Source organism: Neobacillus sp. PS3-34 (genome assembly GCF_030915465.1).
Lineage (GTDB): Bacteria > Bacillota > Bacilli > Bacillales > Cytobacillaceae > Neobacillus_A.
The window spans coordinates 3,914,300-3,930,380 of record NZ_CP133267.1 but is presented as its reverse complement, the minus strand read 5'-3'; the positions used below and the strand labels follow the sequence as shown (position 1 = coordinate 3,930,380).

14 protein-coding genes and 5 pseudogenes are annotated in these 16,081 nt (G+C 40.3%); 1 reads left to right on the top strand and 18 read right to left on the bottom strand.

Translation table 11 applies throughout. The features are described 5' to 3' along the window. Nucleotides 1-108: 108 nt before the first annotated feature. The 7 genes and pseudogenes from RCG23_RS20535 to RCG23_RS20505 all read right to left on the bottom strand — a co-directional run bounded on the left by RCG23_RS20535 (nt 109) and on the right by RCG23_RS20505 (nt 5,683). A pseudogene (locus tag RCG23_RS20535) lies at nt 109-1,097 on the bottom strand (biotin--[acetyl-CoA-carboxylase] ligase). After that, a complete protein-coding gene (locus RCG23_RS20530) occupies nt 1,070-2,272 on the bottom strand; it encodes a CCA tRNA nucleotidyltransferase (RefSeq protein WP_308177158.1) in 1,203 nt (400 codons plus the stop codon). Before RCG23_RS20530 ends, RCG23_RS20535 begins: the two are co-directional and overlap by 28 nt. Next, nucleotides 2,265-3,415, bottom strand: a pseudogene (bshA, locus tag RCG23_RS20525) (N-acetyl-alpha-D-glucosaminyl L-malate synthase BshA). Before bshA ends, RCG23_RS20530 begins: the two are co-directional and overlap by 8 nt. 2 nt (nt 3,416-3,417) lie before the next feature. After that, nucleotides 3,418-4,127, bottom strand: a pseudogene (gene bshB1 / locus RCG23_RS20520) (bacillithiol biosynthesis deacetylase BshB1). Continuing rightward, on the bottom strand, nt 4,108-4,539 hold the full coding sequence (mgsA, locus tag RCG23_RS20515) for a methylglyoxal synthase (RefSeq protein ID WP_308177157.1): 432 nt from the start codon (nt 4,537-4,539) through the stop codon (nt 4,108-4,110). The pseudogene bshB1 and the gene mgsA overlap by 20 nt, the downstream one beginning before the upstream one ends. 12 nt (nt 4,540-4,551) lie before the next feature. Then, a pseudogene (dapB, locus tag RCG23_RS20510) lies at nt 4,552-5,351 on the bottom strand (4-hydroxy-tetrahydrodipicolinate reductase). 5 nt (nt 5,352-5,356) lie between these two features. Continuing rightward, entirely contained in the window at nt 5,357-5,683 is a 327-nt protein-coding gene (locus RCG23_RS20505; protein ID WP_308180126.1) for a nucleotide pyrophosphohydrolase, read from the bottom strand. Nucleotides 5,684-5,896: 213 nt separating this feature from the next. On the opposite strand from RCG23_RS20505, the gene RCG23_RS20500 reads away from it, so the two are divergent. Then, the gene (locus RCG23_RS20500; RefSeq protein ID WP_308180125.1) at nt 5,897-6,769 is read left to right on the top strand and encodes a YitT family protein; all 873 of its coding nucleotides are present in this window, start codon (nt 5,897-5,899) and stop codon (nt 6,767-6,769) included. 57 nt (nt 6,770-6,826) lie between these two features. On the opposite strand, the gene RCG23_RS20495 is transcribed toward RCG23_RS20500, so the two are convergent. From RCG23_RS20495 to aroA, 11 genes and pseudogenes are all read right to left on the bottom strand, one after another. Further along, nucleotides 6,827-7,501 carry a zinc metallopeptidase gene (locus tag RCG23_RS20495; RefSeq protein ID WP_308177156.1) on the bottom strand — a complete coding sequence of 225 codons (675 nt, stop codon included), beginning with the start codon at nt 7,499-7,501 and terminating at the stop codon, nt 6,827-6,829. A 57-nt stretch (nt 7,502-7,558) separates the two neighbouring features. Further along, nucleotides 7,559-8,356 (bottom strand): sporulation protein YpjB, encoded by a 798-nt coding sequence (ypjB, locus tag RCG23_RS20490; RefSeq protein WP_308177155.1) that lies wholly within the window; start codon nt 8,354-8,356, stop codon nt 7,559-7,561. 74 nt (nt 8,357-8,430) lie between these two features. Then, nucleotides 8,431-9,027 carry a lipoprotein heptaprenylglyceryl N-acetyltransferase LhaT gene (locus RCG23_RS20485; RefSeq protein ID WP_308177154.1) on the bottom strand — a complete coding sequence of 199 codons (597 nt, stop codon included), beginning with the start codon at nt 9,025-9,027 and terminating at the stop codon, nt 8,431-8,433. A 116-nt stretch (nt 9,028-9,143) separates the two neighbouring features. Continuing rightward, nucleotides 9,144-9,913 (bottom strand): annotated as a pseudogene (locus tag RCG23_RS20480) (c-type cytochrome). 62 nt (nt 9,914-9,975) lie between these two features. Next, on the bottom strand, nt 9,976-10,650 hold the full coding sequence (gene qcrB / locus RCG23_RS20475) for a menaquinol-cytochrome c reductase cytochrome b subunit (RefSeq protein WP_308177153.1): 675 nt from the start codon (nt 10,648-10,650) through the stop codon (nt 9,976-9,978). Nucleotides 10,651-10,653: 3 nt separating this feature from the next. After that, nucleotides 10,654-11,160, bottom strand: a complete 507-nt coding sequence (locus RCG23_RS20470; RefSeq protein WP_308177152.1) for a QcrA and Rieske domain-containing protein — start codon at nt 11,158-11,160, stop codon at nt 10,654-10,656. Nucleotides 11,161-11,298: 138 nt separating this feature from the next. Then, a complete protein-coding gene (locus RCG23_RS20465; protein WP_308177151.1) occupies nt 11,299-11,763 on the bottom strand; it encodes a YpiF family protein in 465 nt (154 codons plus the stop codon). A 95-nt stretch (nt 11,764-11,858) separates the two neighbouring features. Then, on the bottom strand, nt 11,859-12,425 hold the full coding sequence (locus RCG23_RS20460; RefSeq protein ID WP_308177150.1) for a ReoY family proteolytic degradation factor: 567 nt from the start codon (nt 12,423-12,425) through the stop codon (nt 11,859-11,861). Between the two features lie 43 nt (nt 12,426-12,468). Next, nucleotides 12,469-13,728: a tetratricopeptide repeat protein gene (locus RCG23_RS20455; protein ID WP_308177149.1), complete on the bottom strand. Its 1,260-nt coding sequence runs from the start codon at nt 13,726-13,728 to the stop codon at nt 12,469-12,471. A 33-nt stretch (nt 13,729-13,761) separates the two neighbouring features. Then, nucleotides 13,762-14,661, bottom strand: coding sequence for a hypothetical protein (locus RCG23_RS20450; protein ID WP_308177148.1), 900 nt, complete (start codon nt 14,659-14,661; stop codon nt 13,762-13,764). A 110-nt stretch (nt 14,662-14,771) separates the two neighbouring features. After that, a complete protein-coding gene (gene aroA / locus RCG23_RS20445) occupies nt 14,772-16,061 on the bottom strand; it encodes a 3-phosphoshikimate 1-carboxyvinyltransferase (protein ID WP_308177147.1) in 1,290 nt (429 codons plus the stop codon). Between the last annotated feature and the right edge of the window lie 20 nt (nt 16,062-16,081).

Here is a 16,081-nt window from a genome sequence, read left to right as displayed (position 1 = left end):
TTATGTGTAAAAAAATCACTGCCGGTGCAGCTCCTCAGGATACCGCCCAATCGAATTATAGCAAAGAAACAAGAATTTTGGCTAGCGTAAAAGATAGGAAATTAAAGATTAAAGTTCAATGTCCGCTGAATATATGTGGTGGATAACCCCGTGTTTATCCTCAATTTTTAATACACCGTCATCGGTAATCCCAAGGCCTTTCCTTCGATAACTGAAGTAAGTGTCCGGGCGCGTAAAGTCCTCCCGATACTGATCGCGAAGCTTTCCCATAAAAGTTTAATGGGAAAAAAGCCTTTTTCCAAGTAGATAAAATACAATTTCTCCATGTGTTTAAATACATTCCTGACCAGTTCAGTCCTTGACACAGCTTCTCCTTTTTCGATTGCAAGGGATGTGGCAGTCGTTTGAAGGTCTAAAGGAAAGTCTTCCTGTTTTTGGTTAACATTAATGCCAATCCCGATGATTATGGAATGGATTCGATCTGCTTCAGCCTGAAGTTCTGTTAAAATGCCGGTCACTTTTTTCCCGTTGATCAAAATATCGTTTGGCCATTTAATTTCAGGCTTCAGCCCTGTTGTTTCTTCAATTGCCTGTACAATTGCCACAGCTGCAAGAAGCGTTAACTGTGGAGCTTTTGCAGGAGGAATAGCTGGCCGTAAAATCAGGCTCATCCAAACTCCTGTATATTTCGGTGAGTGCCATTTCCTGTCCATCCTGCCCCTGCCGCTGGTCTGTTCCTCAGCGATAATTACCGTACCTTCCGGAGTATCGTTATAGGAAAGCTGATGGGCTACTTTTTGAGTGGATTCTACACTTTCAAAATGGTGAATATTTTTACCGATACTCTCCGTTCTCAAACCGAACCGGATTTCATCTGCCGTCATTCTTTCGGGTGTTTTTATAATCCTGTACCCTTTCCTTCTTACGGCCTCTAATTCAAAGCCTTCTTTTCTAAGCTCTTCCATGTGTTTCCAAACGGCAGTCCTTGTACAGCCTACCAAATTAGCAACTGCCTGGCCGGAAAGATAGGAATCTCCCGCATTTGTAAAGGCATCGAGCAATTTTTTTCTTAACTCTGACTGCAATTTAAAAGCCACTCCTTTATTTCAGCCGTACTATTCCTAACCTTCTCTTCCAGCACAGCCCGCTCTATTGATTCCATTGCTTCTTTTACCCACGGCCCACCATCCCGATTGAACCAGCTCATTAATTCACTGCCCGTTACAGCCAGATCAGCACGATTTTTTATAGGGAGCTTATCATACATCCTGGAGAAGTGCTCTTTTAAGGAAGGCTCTTCTTTTCCTGCAACAGCTTCAAATACCCGTTGGGAAGATAAAATAGTTTCCTTTCCTGCTAAATAGAGGTCATATTTATGCCAGGTGCTGTTAAATCTCTCCGTAAAATAATAGTGAATACTTTGAATATCTTTAATTTGTTTTACTGGAAGTTTCCATTCTCTTAAGAATGATTCTGCAGATTTTTTGTCCTTATGTTCCAAACAATATAATATTAAGGCCCACATTTCGTTTAATGTTAGAAAATCACAATTTACTTGGAAAAGCCTCGACAGACTCATTTCGTGCATCTCCATCGCTGGCAGATACTTATAAATCCCCGCATTCAGCAACAATTTCAATGCCTTGCGGCGATCCTGACCAGTGAGAAGCTTTTCAAATTCAGCTCGTTTACGTTCAGTGGCAATTTTTTCAAGCAGCTGTCTGTTCTTTATTAATGCCTGAAAGGTATCCTCTTCAATAGTAAAAGAAAGCTGGCTGACAAAACGGACTGCACGCATCATTCTCAGGGCATCCTCCCTGAATCGATCATCTGCCTGCCCGACAGTTTGAATTGACTTTTCAACTATAGACTTTTTCCCACCAAAGGGATCGATTATCAACCCTTCTCTGTCCATTGCAATAGCGTTCATCGTAAAGTCTCTTCGCTGTAAATCCTCTTTGAGCGAGCGAATAAATTTAACCTCTTTGGGTCTGCGAAAATCTTCATACTCCGCTTCTGAACGGAAGGTAGTAATTTCGTAAGAATTATTTTTATATAAAACGAGAATGGTCCCATGTTCAATTCCGATATCAACCGTTTTAGAAAAAACCGCTTTTATTTCTGAGGGGGTCGCAGAAGTGGCAATATCCACATCGCTAATTGGCTTATCAAGGAGATAATCCCTAACGGACCCACCCACAAAATAAGCCTCATAGCCTGCATGTATTAATCTTTCCAGTACTGGGGCGGCTTCTATAAACGATTTAATCATATGTTACCAAATTCCCTTCACTTAAAAGCTTAAAATATAAATCTTCATATTGCTGGACAATTAATTCTGCCCTGAACTTTTTATTTACCGTTTCAATCGCTTGTTTGGAATATTTCTGATGGAGCACAGGATCTCCCAAAAGAGTAATCGCTTTTTGTGAAATGTCCTCAATATCGCCCAGTTCACATAAAAAGCCTGTTTCGCCATGGTCGATAACCTCTGGAATCCCGCCAATCCTGGTGCCAATGCAAGGTACTCCGCATGCCATCGCTTCAAGTGCAACAAGTCCAAAGCTTTCTTTTTGGGATAGCAGCAACATTAGATCACTTATCGAATACAGTTCTTCGAGGTTTTCTTGTTTACCTAATAATAAAACTCGTTCCCTGATTCCCAGTTCTCCGACAAGCTTGCAAACAATCGACATTTCTGCGCCGTCCCCAACTAATAATAGCTTTGCTGGCATCGCTTCCGTGATTTTTGCAAATGCCTTAACAACATCTGTGACCCTCTTTACAGGCCAAAGTTGGATACATGGATAATAACCTTTTCGTTAACCGCAATTCCGTACTCCTCTTTAAGATGAGAACAATCACCTTTTTGATACACTCTTTCATCGATAAAATTATAAATCGTTTGAATATATTTATCCGGCCGGATTAATTCATACGTTTGGTCTGCGAGCGAATTGGAGACGGCTGTTACTGCGTCAGATTTTTCAATCCCAAATTTTATAGCATCTGCTAAAGATAGGTCGTTACCTAAAACTGTGATATCCGTTCCATGAAGGGTGGTAACGATTTTTAAATCCCTTCCGCTCATCTGCTTAGCAAGTATTGCGCATACTGCATGCGGTATGGCGTAATGCACATGCAAGAGATCAAGATTTTCCCTTTTAATTACCTCGGCTATCTTGCTTGCCAGAGCAATATCATATGGAGGGTATTGAAAAACAGAGTACTGGTTCACCTCCACCTGATGGTATTGAATATTGTGATATACCCTTTTCAACCGAAAGGGCATACTCGAGGATATAAAATGGATTTCATGTCCTTTTTCAGCCAGCATTTTTCCGAGTTCTGTTGCGACAACCCCTGATCCGCCAACTGTTGGATAGCAAGTAATCCCAATTTTTAATTTCTTCATTCCTAATCTCCTAACAAATCACGATTCAAAAGCAGAGGATTCTTAGATTTAAATCCCTCCGCAAATTGGACTCCCACCTGTTTACCAAACAATCTTTCTCTTGCTTCAACTGTTTCAATATAGCCATTTACGAGAGGAGTATCAAAGCTATTCGCCGTTTTTTCAAACTGGCTTTTATAGGCATTCAGGCCGCTTTCTTTTTATCAATGAACAAAGAAATATCAAAAAGGAAATCAGCACGATGAAAACCATTAATCATATAAAAAAATAAGTTTTCAGCACGGTGAGACAAATTGTTTCCGTCTGTCTGAAAATTTTTTATCCCAGCAGAAAAAACAGCCTCCTCGACAATCCTGGCACAATTCCCATGGTCTGGATGCCTATCCTCAAAATAAGGTGCAAAGACGACTTTTGGCCGATAGTAACGAATGACTTCTGCTACTTTCCGTATGTATTCATCCTTCAAAAAAAGCCCCCGGTCAGGCAGTCCAAGCGAAATCCGTTCCGTAACGCCTAAAATATCGGCAGCAATGGCAGCTTCCTTTTTCCTTGTCTCAACTGTTCCGTTTGACGAAAGGTCCGCATCTGTTAAATCGCAAATAGCTATCTTTTTGCCTTCCGATGATAATCTTGCAATGCTTCCAGCCATCCCAATCTCTACATCATCCGCATGAGCGCCAAAGGATAAGATATCAAATCCGCTCTTCAGCATTTGAATCCCCCTTACTTTCTTTTCTTAGGTTCCTCCACTCCACAAGCCCTTGTTCTATACCTTTTATGAGCACTTCAGCCGTCCCCATATTCGTTGCGAGTGGAATGGCATAGACATCACATAGCCTCATTAACGCTGACACATCCGGTTCATGCGGTTGCGCGGTTAAAGGGTCACGGAAAAAGAAAACGGCATCCATATCATTCTTAGCGATCATGGCACCAATTTGCTGATCCCCTCCAAGCGGCCCCGATTGAAAACGATGGATTGTCAGGCCTGTTGCTTCACTGATTCGAAGCCCTGTTGTTCCAGTAGCATAAAGTGTATGCTCCGAAAATAAAGCTTTATATGCGGTTGCAAATTGAACAAGGTCATTTTTCTTTTTATCATGGGCGATTAAGGCAATATTCATAAGCCAGCTCCCTTATTCCAAAATATTTTCAAGTCCATAAACAAAGACATCCAGCTTCATGACCGTTTCTACCGCAACTTTTACTCCTGACATGAAGGAACCGCGATGATAGGAGTCATGCCGAATTGTCATGGTCTGACCTTCAGAACCGAACATTACCTGTTGATGTGCGATTAAACCTGGCAGCCTGACTGAATGGATATGCATCCCATCATATTCTGCCCCCCTGGCACCCTTAATCGTTTCCTTCTCATTCGGATGTCCTTGTTTTTTTGCTTCACGGACAGCTGAAATCATTTCTGCCGTCTTTACTGCTGTTCCAGATGGTGCATCAAGCTTTTGGTCATGATGCAATTCAATGATTTCAACATCACTGAAAAACTTGGCAGCCATTTGTGAAAACTTCATCATCAGCACTGCCCCAATGGCAAAGTTAGGTGCGATGATGCATCCAAGGTTCCTGTTTCTGCAAATTGTTTCAAGCTCTTCTAAATCTTCTTTTGAAAATCCAGTTGTTCCAACGACAGGGCGGACTCCGTATTGCAGTGCAGTCCTTGCATGATACATGCCCACTTCGGGTGTAGTTAAATCAATCAAAACATCTGCCTTCGATTCCTTCAGGCATAATTCAAAATCTGAAAAAATAGGAACATTTATATTATGAAAGCCTTCTAAATCGCTTAATTTCATTCCCCCATTTTTTCTGTCCACTACTGCAATTAGATCAAAGGTCTCTGTGTTTTTCACTAGCTTAACTGCTTCCTGCCCCATTCTTCCCCGGGGCCAGCAATAATAATTTTTATTTTTTCCATTATTTTCACTCCATATTTCCAGGATCAATTTTTGTCCAGCGGTCTTTATCGCGCGTATTAAATTTATTCATGACATAGTCATGTGCCTCTTCCAGGTCTATATTAAGTGAATTGGCAAAACAAATAATGACAAAAAGTAAATCGCCCAATTCTTCCTCAATCGTTCTATCAGCCTCATTCGTTTTTTTCGGCTTTTCCCCATAATAATGATTGACTTCTCTGGCAAGCTCGCCAATTTCTTCTGTCATTCTAGCCAGCATTGCCAGCGGACTAAAATAGCCCTCCTTAAATTGACTTATATATGTATGAACCTCGTTCTGAAGCTCCTGCATTGTTTTTCCATTGCTGCCCAATCTACTTCACCTCAATTATGTAGTATTGCTAAACATCTATATCATTCTCATGTTAGCTAAATTAAAGGTTATTTACAAATATTTTTGATTTATTTGTTTAGGGTTGTCCTGTTTGAATTGCTGAATATTCCTTAATCCTATATAATAATAACCGCTGATTTGGAGAAAATTATGGAAAAGGAGGAATGAATGATGATATTTGGCCTTAGACTTAAAAATATTTTTTTTATTATTGTCGGAGCCGCAATTCTTTCATTTGGACTCGTCAACTTCAACATGCAAAATCATTTAGCAGAAGGCGGCTTTACCGGGATTACCCTTTTGCTGTTTTTTATGTTCAAATGGGATCCATCTTATACAAACTTAATCTTGAACATTCCTCTCTTTTTTGTAGGCTGGAAACTGTTAGGGAGGAAATCATTTCTTTATACCATCATTGGCACAGTAGGTGTTTCTTTATTTTTATGGATCTTTCAGCGCTATCCAATTGATATGCCTCTTTACGAAGATTTGACTCTGGCAGCACTGTTTGCTGGTGTTTCCATAGGCATCGGATTAGGGATAATCTTCCGGTTTGGAGGAACAACTGGCGGAGTAGACATCATAGCGAGGCTTGTCCATAAGTATGCCGGATGGAGCATGGGACGGACGATGTTTTTATTTGATGCATGTGTCATTGCGCTTTCTCTGCTAACTTATCTGACCTACCGGGAGGCTATGTATACCCTTGTAGCTGTTTTTGTTGGGGCCAGAGTGATTGATTTTATGCAGGAAGGGGCTTATTCAGCAAGAGGAGCAATGATTATTTCTGACCAAAATAACGAAATTTCACGAAAGATAATGGCCGAAATGGATCGTGGAGTTACCGTTTTAAGAGGATATGGATCATTTACCAAAAATGAACGGGAAGTTCTTTATTGCGTTGTTGGCAAAAATGAAATTGTCCGCTTGAAGGGTATCATTACCTCTGTTGATCCACATGCGTTCGTATCAGTGAGTGTCGTGCATGACGTTCTTGGAGAAGGCTTTACACTGGATGAAAACAAAAAACCGATAGAGCATTAATATTTATCCAGCTAACTTCGATTTAAAAAAAGCGCTGCCAAATAGGCAGCGCTTTTTTTAATCATTTCTGCTCATGCCTGTATAAATCAGGATGAGTCTTATTAATTCAAGGACTGCAACAGCTGCTGCAGCTACATAGGTAAGAGCCGCTGCATTTAAAACCTTCCTTGTTTGTTTTTCTTCTGATCCGCTGATAAGCCCAAGGGATACCACTTGGTCCATTGCCCGACTGGATGCATTGAATTCTACCGGAAGTGTAATCACTTGGAATACGACTGCTGCGGCCATAAAAATGATTCCTAACAGGATCATTCCGCTCATATGAGCTATAAAGCCAATCATAATCAGGATCCATGAAAAATTCGAACCGATATTTGCTACTGGAACTAATGCATGCCTAAACCTTAAAAAAGCATATCCGTTCGCATCCTGGATTGCATGTCCAACCTCATGGGCTGCAACAGCAGCAGAAGCGATTGATTGTCCGTGATATATATTTGGTGAGAGGCGAACTGTTTTTGTTCTTGGATCGTAATGATCACTTAGAAAACCTCTTCCCTGTTCAATTCCTACCTGGAACAGGCCGTTAGCATTCAAAATTGCTCTTGCGACTTCCGCTCCACTTCTATGATAGGATGAAGCCACCTTGGAATATTTTGCAAAAGCGCCTTTCACTCTCATCTGTGCCCAAAGTGGAACAAGAATGATAAATGCAAAATAAATAAGATACATAGGGAACCCCCATTCAAATCTAGTTGTTTTACATTTTATTGGCGGGTAAGAATGGTGTCAATCTTTTTGCTCTCTTGAACGGTTCTTACGGGCTTGCTTTTCACCTATATATTTTCTCCAGCCTACATACGATAATGTCATGGTTATTATGCTTCCAGTTGAAATAATTACCCACCACAAAGAAGGATCCGCTTGATCTTCATCCATTTCATCAAAAATGCTCTGCAAATCCATTTCCGCTGTTTCAAGTTCCTGTCTGCTTGCAGGTTCAGCAAGCCTCTCAGGAATAAAATGTTCAATCACATCAATTCTTGCATCCAATCTTTGTATATGTTCTGCTGGAATATCTATTTTCATACTGGGATACACAATATCATATAAAGATAAAAATCGATTAAAGCTGTTATGGAAGGCGATTGAGTCGTTATTAAAAGCTGCAATCTTCGCTTTATTAAAAGCTGGCATGATCTGTTTTTTCATTTCTATCCAAAGCGGCTGATGCCTGGTCGCCAGCGCGTCCACAGCTAGCCTAAATTTAGTCACCTTATTCATTCTATCTTGGTAATTCATATCAGGGCTGGCGGCAGCCTCCATCGCCTCATCATGAGAAACTGTAATAATTCTTAATTCATCTATTGATAAAGGCCTGTCTTTTCCGGTTACATAAAAAAATTGATTAGAAAAATAGTTAAGAATTGTTTTTGCATCCTCATATCTTTGGGATTTCACCATTTGTAAGGCTTCATCCGAAATTTCATCCAGTTTTTCTAAAGGTGACGGCTGTGTTGCAGATGCATTCAAAGGTGCCAACAGCAAAATGATGACTGATATTAATAGGATCCATTTTACCTTCATTCTTGTCCCCCCTTCCATACTACTAAAATGTATGTAGGGCTGGACAAGGATAGACCACCTTTTAGGTGCTCAGATTATGATTTTATATCCAGTTTGAATCGATTAGGCCGCATACATAGATAGTAAGCAATGCTTAAGGAAATGATAGACAGCCAAAATGTGAAATAGCCAATTTGGGGAGTATACAATGCTAAATCGTGATAGCGGGGCAGCATAAAGAAAACATAATCAATTACATCGTTATGCAGTGTCCATATAGCAGCAACAACAAAGTGCCACCACTTTATCCTGTAAAAAGGTGCATATAGAAGGCCCTGCACAGCCATGGCAAAATGGGAGGCCATAAGCATATATCCGACTCCATCCAATTCACCATTTACGAAATATACGAGTAAATTCATCACGACAGCCCATATACCATATTTAAATAGTGTAATAATAGCAAGACTCTCCATTAGCCCCCAATTTTTTTTCAGTAAGAAAGCAAGCAGTACAAATACAAAAAATAAGCTTGCAGTTGGGCTGTCAGGTACAAACGCAAGGAATTTTGCCGGTGTATCCTCAAGCTGCCAGCCATACCAGTAATACCCATAAATCGTCCCTGCGATATTCACAACGAGCAAAAGCCATAATATACTTCTATTTGCCAATAACGGATAGACCCAATTCAATGTCAGACCTCTTTTCAAATAGTATCAAAGGAAATTTACTTATGTAGATTAACATAATGCATATCAAATTTTATTAGCTAAAAAAAGCTGACGAGGTTCGCCAGCTTTTCAAAAAATTATTTGGACTTTAAGCCTGCAATGAATTCAGTTAGCGTTTTAAGCTCTGCATCAGTGCCTTTGAAGACGCCTGGAGGCATTTTGCCTCTACCATGTCTGGCAATATTGGCGATTTCTTCAGGTTTCAGACCGGTATCATATAATTTTGGTCCCATTCCTCCGCCTAACTCGTTGCCGTGGCAGCCGAGACAGCCGTTATTGGAAGCAATTTTATATCCATCGGCATTCTTGTCAATCTTTCGCCAAAGGTGATTTTACCCTGACGCTCTGCTGCAGCCCAGTCATGTGTAGCAACAGATTGCCAAGTCAAAAATACAATGGCTGCTAAAGCAAGCAGCATAAACCCAGTAGCCAAAGGACGTTTTGACGGGCGTCGTTCAGGTCCGCGATCAATGAACGGAGCAAGAAGCAATCCGCCAAAAGCAAGTCCTGGAATAATGAACGCTCCAATTATTGTATAAGGACCTGAAGCATATGAGTATTTCAGCAACTGGTATAAAAACAAGAAATACCAGTCTGGCAATGGAATATAGCCAGTGTCCGTCGGATCCGCAATCCTCTCAAGCGGAGACGGGTGAGCAATTGTCAAACATAAATATCCTACTAGAAAAACTGCACCTACCATCCATTCTTTCAAAAGGAAGTTAGGCCAGAATGCTTCTGTTTTACCAGGGTATTCCGAATAATCTTTCGGAATGTTCGGTTTACGTTCCGAAGGTGCCAGAACACGTGAATCACCAACGAACTTCATACCTTTACCGCGATGCATCGAGCAATCCCCCTCCTTTATCCGTAAAGATAAACGATTGTTTACCTTTATCGCCTAAATTTTTATAGTGGTCCTGAAATACCTTGTTTACGAATCATTAAGAAGTGAGCTCCCATAAGGCCGAGCAATACTCCTGGCAGGAAGAATACATGGATCGCAAAGAAACGGGTCAGTGTCTGGGCACCGACGATATGCTCATGCCCTGCAAGCAATACTTTCACATAGGAACCAATAAACGGTGTCGCTTCAGCGATTTGAAGACCTACTTTTGTCGCAAATAACGCTTTCATATCCCAAGGCAATAAATAACCTGTGAATCCAAGTCCAAGCATAACGAAGAAAATTAATACTCCGACTACCCAGTTAAGCTCACGTGGCTTTTTATACGCGCCCTGGAAAAATACGCGTAATGTATGTAAAAACATCATTACTAATACTAAGCTTGCACCCCAGTGGTGCATGCCGCGCACGATTTGTCCGAAAGCTACCTGGTTTTGTAGGTAGTATACGGATTGCCATGCATTTTTAATATCCGGTACATAGTACATTGATAAGAACATACCAGAAAGTATCTGAATTACTGTAACAAAGAACGTCAGACCTCCAAAGCAGTAAACAAACGCAGAAAAGTGATGCGCAGGGTTTACGTGCTCAGGCACTTCATGGTCTGCGATATCGCGCCACAAAGGCGTAATATCCAAACGCTCATCTACCCAATCGTAAATTTTGTTTAACAATTATTACGCCTCCTTCCGTGGTTTAGCTTGGCCTAAATACAGGTAGCCGTCTTTTTCTTTGAATGGATATACATCAAGTGGTGCCAGTGGTGGTGTACCTGGAATATTTGTGCCGTCTTTCTCATAGCGGCCATAGTGGCAAGGGCAGAAGAATTGTTCTGGATGCTCCTTACTTGTATTCCAGCCAACTGTACAGCCTAGATGCTTACAAACAGGCGATAGGGCAACGATTTTTCCTTTGTCATCCTTATAAACCCACGCCGTGCTCGTTACGTCAGACTCATACCATGCATCTTTTTGCTTGAATGTGAAGTCCACGCGAACAGGTTCATTCGTTAATTCATCTACTTTTTGCTTAGTCGGTGTAAAATTGCCAGCTTCTTCAGCCTTTAAAACAGGATCAACTGCGAAACGTACCATTGGCATTAACATACCAGCTGCCATGAAACCGCCTACACCAGTCAATGTATAGCTCAAAAATTGGCGTCTTGAAACTCGATGCTTACTCATGCTTATCCCCCCTCTATTCACGAAGTTAAGTCCATCGGACATAATTAAACACATATAAAACTAGGACATAATTATGATATATCAATCTTTAACCAAGGTCAATATAATAGTATAGCTTTGTTCTTATCTAGACAGGGTTTACTCATTTTCACGCCATTTTTGAGTAAATAAGTTTAATAACTGCTTAACCTGGCTGCTAACTATCGAAATCTTTTGGGAATCCTCCATATTTTCAAGAGGGATGGAGGGCATCCATATGACAGACCCTCCAAGGGAGGATTCGTGGCTCTTCCAATCACTATCTGAAGTCAAATAAAAAATGTGCTTAAAGCCGCTTTCTTTCAGGCTGCTTTCCCATTCTGAAAGCTTAACAATCGATTGTTCAAGTGTTCCTTCCTTCAAATATGTAAAAGGCGGCAGGAGTACCAGCCTGCCGGTAAATTGGCGCTCAAGTTGATTTGTCAGTAAGGACAAAAATTCAAACATCGATGCTGACTGCTTCATTTCATCGCCGAAAGATATCGGATACAAGGAAATGACTGCTGTATCAACGTATTCCTTCGATTTCATATACATCTCTATATCCTGTGGAACCCATTTCATTTTTTTCACTCCAACGTATTTTTTCTCTATTATCATAACATTATTGCTAAAAATCGCCAAAAATAAAAATTATTTTTAAAAAACAAAAAGCCTGCCTACAGCAAGCTCCCATTTTCCACATGGCTATTCATACTATTTAATTGCTCCGTTAATAAACGAAACCTCTCTTTGTCTTGTTTATCAAGTGCCTCATCTATCATACTCAATAGTTTTTCACGCTGAAACCTTTCAATGCTGCTGTTTAAAAACTGTTCGGCTATTTCAACGTCTTTTTCATTCACTTGAAGATGCTTTGGTACAAATGGATTCTCCTCAAGGACTGCCGCGTACTGATGCATCTTATTTGAAGCATTGAAATTCAACTGAATGTAGATTTCTTCTTCTCGGTTTAGCCTGATATCGTGAAAGGATTTCTCGGCATCTGTTGTCATCACATTTTCTTTGTAAAAACGGAAGGGAACTTTATCAACGCAATGAGTGGACATGATCAGCCCTTTTGGACAATACTGCGCTTGTTCAACAAAATGTACCTTCTCCATTAATTGGTCGTGACTCATCAAATAATTTAAAATCCAAACACATTCTCTTCTTTTTAACTGATAATGGTTTAAAAACCAGCGAATAAAATCCTTCTTCTCGTTGACAGAAACAGGGGTTGCCATCGTAGATTCCCTCCTCTGCTTTCTTTTTGTTCAAATTTTCAAGCTACATTTCAGTCAGTCGGCCGACTAATTCAATGAACTCCTCATTTGTTGGATCATTTTTAAGGAGCTGTTTAAAAATTTCGGCGGCTAGTGCGTTTTTTCCTTCCTCTAATAAAAAATATCCGTAATCTTGAAGAAAAGTTTCATTATTCTTAAAAAAAGTATATGCACTCTCATATTTGTTTAATGCCTGTGAAAATTCTTCAATTCTGTGATATGCCAGGGCAGCATCCCATAAAAGCTGTGGTTCTTCATCTTCCTGGATATCTATTTCCTTTATCAAATCAATTACATCTTCAAATTTTTCCAGCTGAAGGAAGATTTTATTTAACGTCAGAACAGCTTCCGTATAGCCAGGGTCTAGGGCAATTGCTTCCCGCAGGAACTGTTCAGCCTCCTCATTCCTTCCAAGCTTTAACGCAATCTTGCCACCATAGAAAAATAATTCATTACTAAACTCATCCTGCTTAATCCCAAGTTTAATTGTTTCAAGACTGTTCTCAAGCTCTTCTTCAAATTCATACGCTTTTGCTAATTGAAGATAAATGGAATGATACTCCGGATCTAATTCTTTTAATTCATTAAATTTTTCGATTGCTGTCCTATAATAACCAGCCTGTAAAGCCGTAAACGCATAGCCAAAAAGTGTATTGATTTCCAGTTTATCCTCGAGCGCTTTTTTATAATACGGGAGGGCATCCTCAAAAGCACCAGAGACGCTCAGGATATCTCCTATTCTCTGGTTTATGCTTACGCCTGCAATTTCACTTTCTTCCTTGAGAACCTTTTGATAGGCCTCTATAGCCTTTGTTATTTCTCCCTGTTCACTATAAAGTTCGCCAAGGGCAAAATCAATGATGACTTCATGCGGCAGTACTTCTTTTGCCTTTGAAAGCTTTCGTTCACTTACTTCATAAAGCCCCTGAACCTGGTATAAATCTGCCATCAATAGAAGTGCCTGTGGAAAGCAGGCATCCCTTTCATTAATTCTGTCAAGGACGAGCAAGGCCTCTTCTTCTTTGCCTGCTTCAATCAGGATTTCTCCCAGTAAAGCGAGCAACTCACCCTCTTCCGGAAAAACCTTAAGCATATCTTCAATTAATGCCTTTGCTTCTTCAATAAAGCCAAATTGAAATAATTCCTCTCCAAGCAGAAACTTTTCTTCTGCAGTGCCATTTTTGAATACATTATTATATTCTTTTATAGCGTCTTTATGTTGACCGTTTTCTAATAGTTCAAGAATTCTTTCTACTCTATCCATATATATGTCCTCTCAATCACTAATAATTATATTTTAAAAAGCAAAAAAGGATGGCGTCTTCACTTTAACATGTTCTCCGAATCCAGGTTTATATAAAACCTCGCTTCCGGCTCTTATGACGTTTCCTTTATGTACAGTTACGACTAATCTCTCCTTATGATAAAGAAATAGGTCCGTTGTATCAACATTCTTGATTTCCCGGCTTTTCAAATACAAGTTATAACTAATTTCCCCACCATGCATAAGCCCTGCTCTTCGTGGCAAAAGGCCGATTTTATTTAATATAGATCGGGATAATGGCAAATTCTCCGGGACTTCTTCCAATAGGGAAGGGATTTTTTCTTTCAACATAATCTCCTGCCATTTGACGAGGCAGTTATCTGCAATTTTTTTCGAAACATCTGGAAGGCAGGGAATAAGAGGAACATTGTACGGAAACATTGCTTCTCTAATCCAGCCCCATGGAACTTGTGCCAATTCCTCCGCTTTCTGAAATTCTATGAAAATGGCGGGAACATGCTCTTTCCTGCAGCTTCTAATTAAGGTAGGGGTAAGTGCGTGGATGGGAATTCTGATACCGATTAAATAATCAATTGGTGAATTAAGCAGGAGATTTTTCGCGTTTTTCAGCTTTATTTTCAACTCATTCTCGTGAGTAACCTTAACATAGGTAAAAATGATGGTACAACCCTTTTTAAGAAAATGATCAGTAAAATAGGTTTTTAATGACGGATATGAATCAGTTAATAAATATCCTGTATCAAGAACTGCAAATGCAGGGGTCATTATATATGGTTCGGCATCCATTCTGAAAAAATTTAATTTTCTGAGGTTCTGCTGAAAAGAGCTGATTTGGTTTTCTTTAATTATTACGGAATTTTCAACCAGCTTGTCTTCTTTTAGAATAGTTGCATTTTCAATAATGTATGTCATAAAATCCACCCTTTCCCTGTCTTAAGACAAGCTATGCGGAATAACGGAGTATATGACAATAAAGGTGAAGGAATTCGCTTAAAAAGAAAAAAACAGCATTGAAGCTGTTTTTATCTTTTTAGACTATTAAGATGTTCAAAAAATTGCGGATACGAAACTGAGATGGCCTGATGATTTTCCAAGTACACTTCATCTTTGCAAATAAGGGACGCAATTGCCAGCATCATGCCAATGCGATGGTCTCCATGGCTCGAAACCCTCCCACCGGTTAATTGGGTTTTTCCGTAAACAATCATCCCATCCTCAGTTGCTTCAATTCGAGCGCCAAGTTTTCTCAGTTCTCCAACAACTGTGTCGATCCGGTTTGTCTCCTTCACTTTCAATTCTGCTGCATCCTTAATGACTGTCTTCCCTTCAGCCTGGGTTGCAAGGAGAGCAATAATAGGGATTTCATCAATCAATCGCGGAATGATATCCCCCTCTATAACCGTTCCCCTAAGCCTTGAAGAACGGATAATAAGATCCCCCACAGGTTCGCGGGAAGCCTCCTTCTCTGTAATCACTTCAAGGGTTGCTCCCATATCTTCCATTACATCAAGAATGCCTGACCTTGTCGGGTTTAGTCCTACATTTTTTAAAGTGAGCTCGCTTCCATCAGCAACGGCTCCTGCAGTCAGGAAAAATGCAGCCGAAGAGATATCTCCAGGCACATGGACATCAGATGCTTTGAGCGTTTGTCCGCCCTTAATTTTGATCATTCGATTTTCTCTTTGGATGTTTCCTCCGAATTGCTGAATCATTCTTTCTGTATGATCCCTTGTTTCTGCGGGTTCAACAATAACCGATTCTCCTTTGGCCTGAAGCGCAGCAAGCAATAATGCGGATTTAACCTGTGCACTGGCGACAGGAAGTTTGTAATGTATTGGATTCAAATTTCCACCTCTGATGCCAAGCGGGGTAAATCCACCTTCTTTACGACCATCTATGGATGCTCCCATTGTTTTTAATGGGTCTGTTACTCGAATCATCGGCCTTTTGGCAATGGATTCGTCCCCATGTAATACGGAATAAAAAGGACGGCCAGCTAAAATGCCCATCAATAATCTAATCGTTGTTCCTGAATTCCCAACATCAAGAAATTCCGCAGACTCAGTCAGTCCTTCAAATCCCTTTCCAAAAATCCGTAGATTTTGACCATTTTCCTCGATAATCACACCAAGCTTGCGAAAGCAAGAGATTGTGCTTAAGCAATCGTCGCCTGGTAAAAAATTAGTTACTGTTGTTACTCCATGAGAAATCGCTCCAAACATTACAGAACGATGGGAAATGGACTTATCCCCTGGAATACCAATCTCTCCTGCCAAGCCTCCATTAAAAGGCTTTAAAGTTAATGACTCCATTGAGATCCCCTTTTTCTGAA

Excerpts from the sequence above, each read along its gene's own strand:
- RCG23_RS20530 (WP_308177158.1), bottom strand. The coding sequence starts at position 2,272 with ATGATTAAATCGTTTATAGAAGCCGCCCCAGTACTGGAAAGATTAATA.
- mgsA (WP_308177157.1), bottom strand. The coding sequence starts at position 4,539 with ATGAATATTGCCTTAATCGCCCATGATAAAAAGAAAAATGACCTTGTT.
- RCG23_RS20505 (WP_308180126.1), bottom strand. The coding sequence starts at position 5,683 with ATGCAGGAGCTTCAGAACGAGGTTCATACATATATAAGTCAATTTAAG.
- RCG23_RS20500 (WP_308180125.1), top strand. The coding sequence starts at position 5,897 with ATGATATTTGGCCTTAGACTTAAAAATATTTTTTTTATTATTGTCGGA.
- RCG23_RS20495 (WP_308177156.1), bottom strand. The coding sequence starts at position 7,501 with ATGTATCTTATTTATTTTGCATTTATCATTCTTGTTCCACTTTGGGCA.
- ypjB (WP_308177155.1), bottom strand. The coding sequence starts at position 8,356 with ATGAAGGTAAAATGGATCCTATTAATATCAGTCATCATTTTGCTGTTG.
- RCG23_RS20470 (WP_308177152.1), bottom strand. The coding sequence starts at position 11,160 with ATGAGTAAGCATCGAGTTTCAAGACGCCAATTTTTGAGCTATACATTG.
- RCG23_RS20465 (WP_308177151.1), bottom strand. The coding sequence starts at position 11,763 with ATGAAATGGGTTCCACAGGATATAGAGATGTATATGAAATCGAAGGAA.
- RCG23_RS20460 (WP_308177150.1), bottom strand. The coding sequence starts at position 12,425 with ATGGCAACCCCTGTTTCTGTCAACGAGAAGAAGGATTTTATTCGCTGG.
- RCG23_RS20455 (WP_308177149.1), bottom strand. The coding sequence starts at position 13,728 with ATGGATAGAGTAGAAAGAATTCTTGAACTATTAGAAAACGGTCAACAT.
- RCG23_RS20450 (WP_308177148.1), bottom strand. The coding sequence starts at position 14,661 with ATGACATACATTATTGAAAATGCAACTATTCTAAAAGAAGACAAGCTG.
- aroA (WP_308177147.1), bottom strand. The coding sequence starts at position 16,061 with ATGGAGTCATTAACTTTAAAGCCTTTTAATGGAGGCTTGGCAGGAGAG.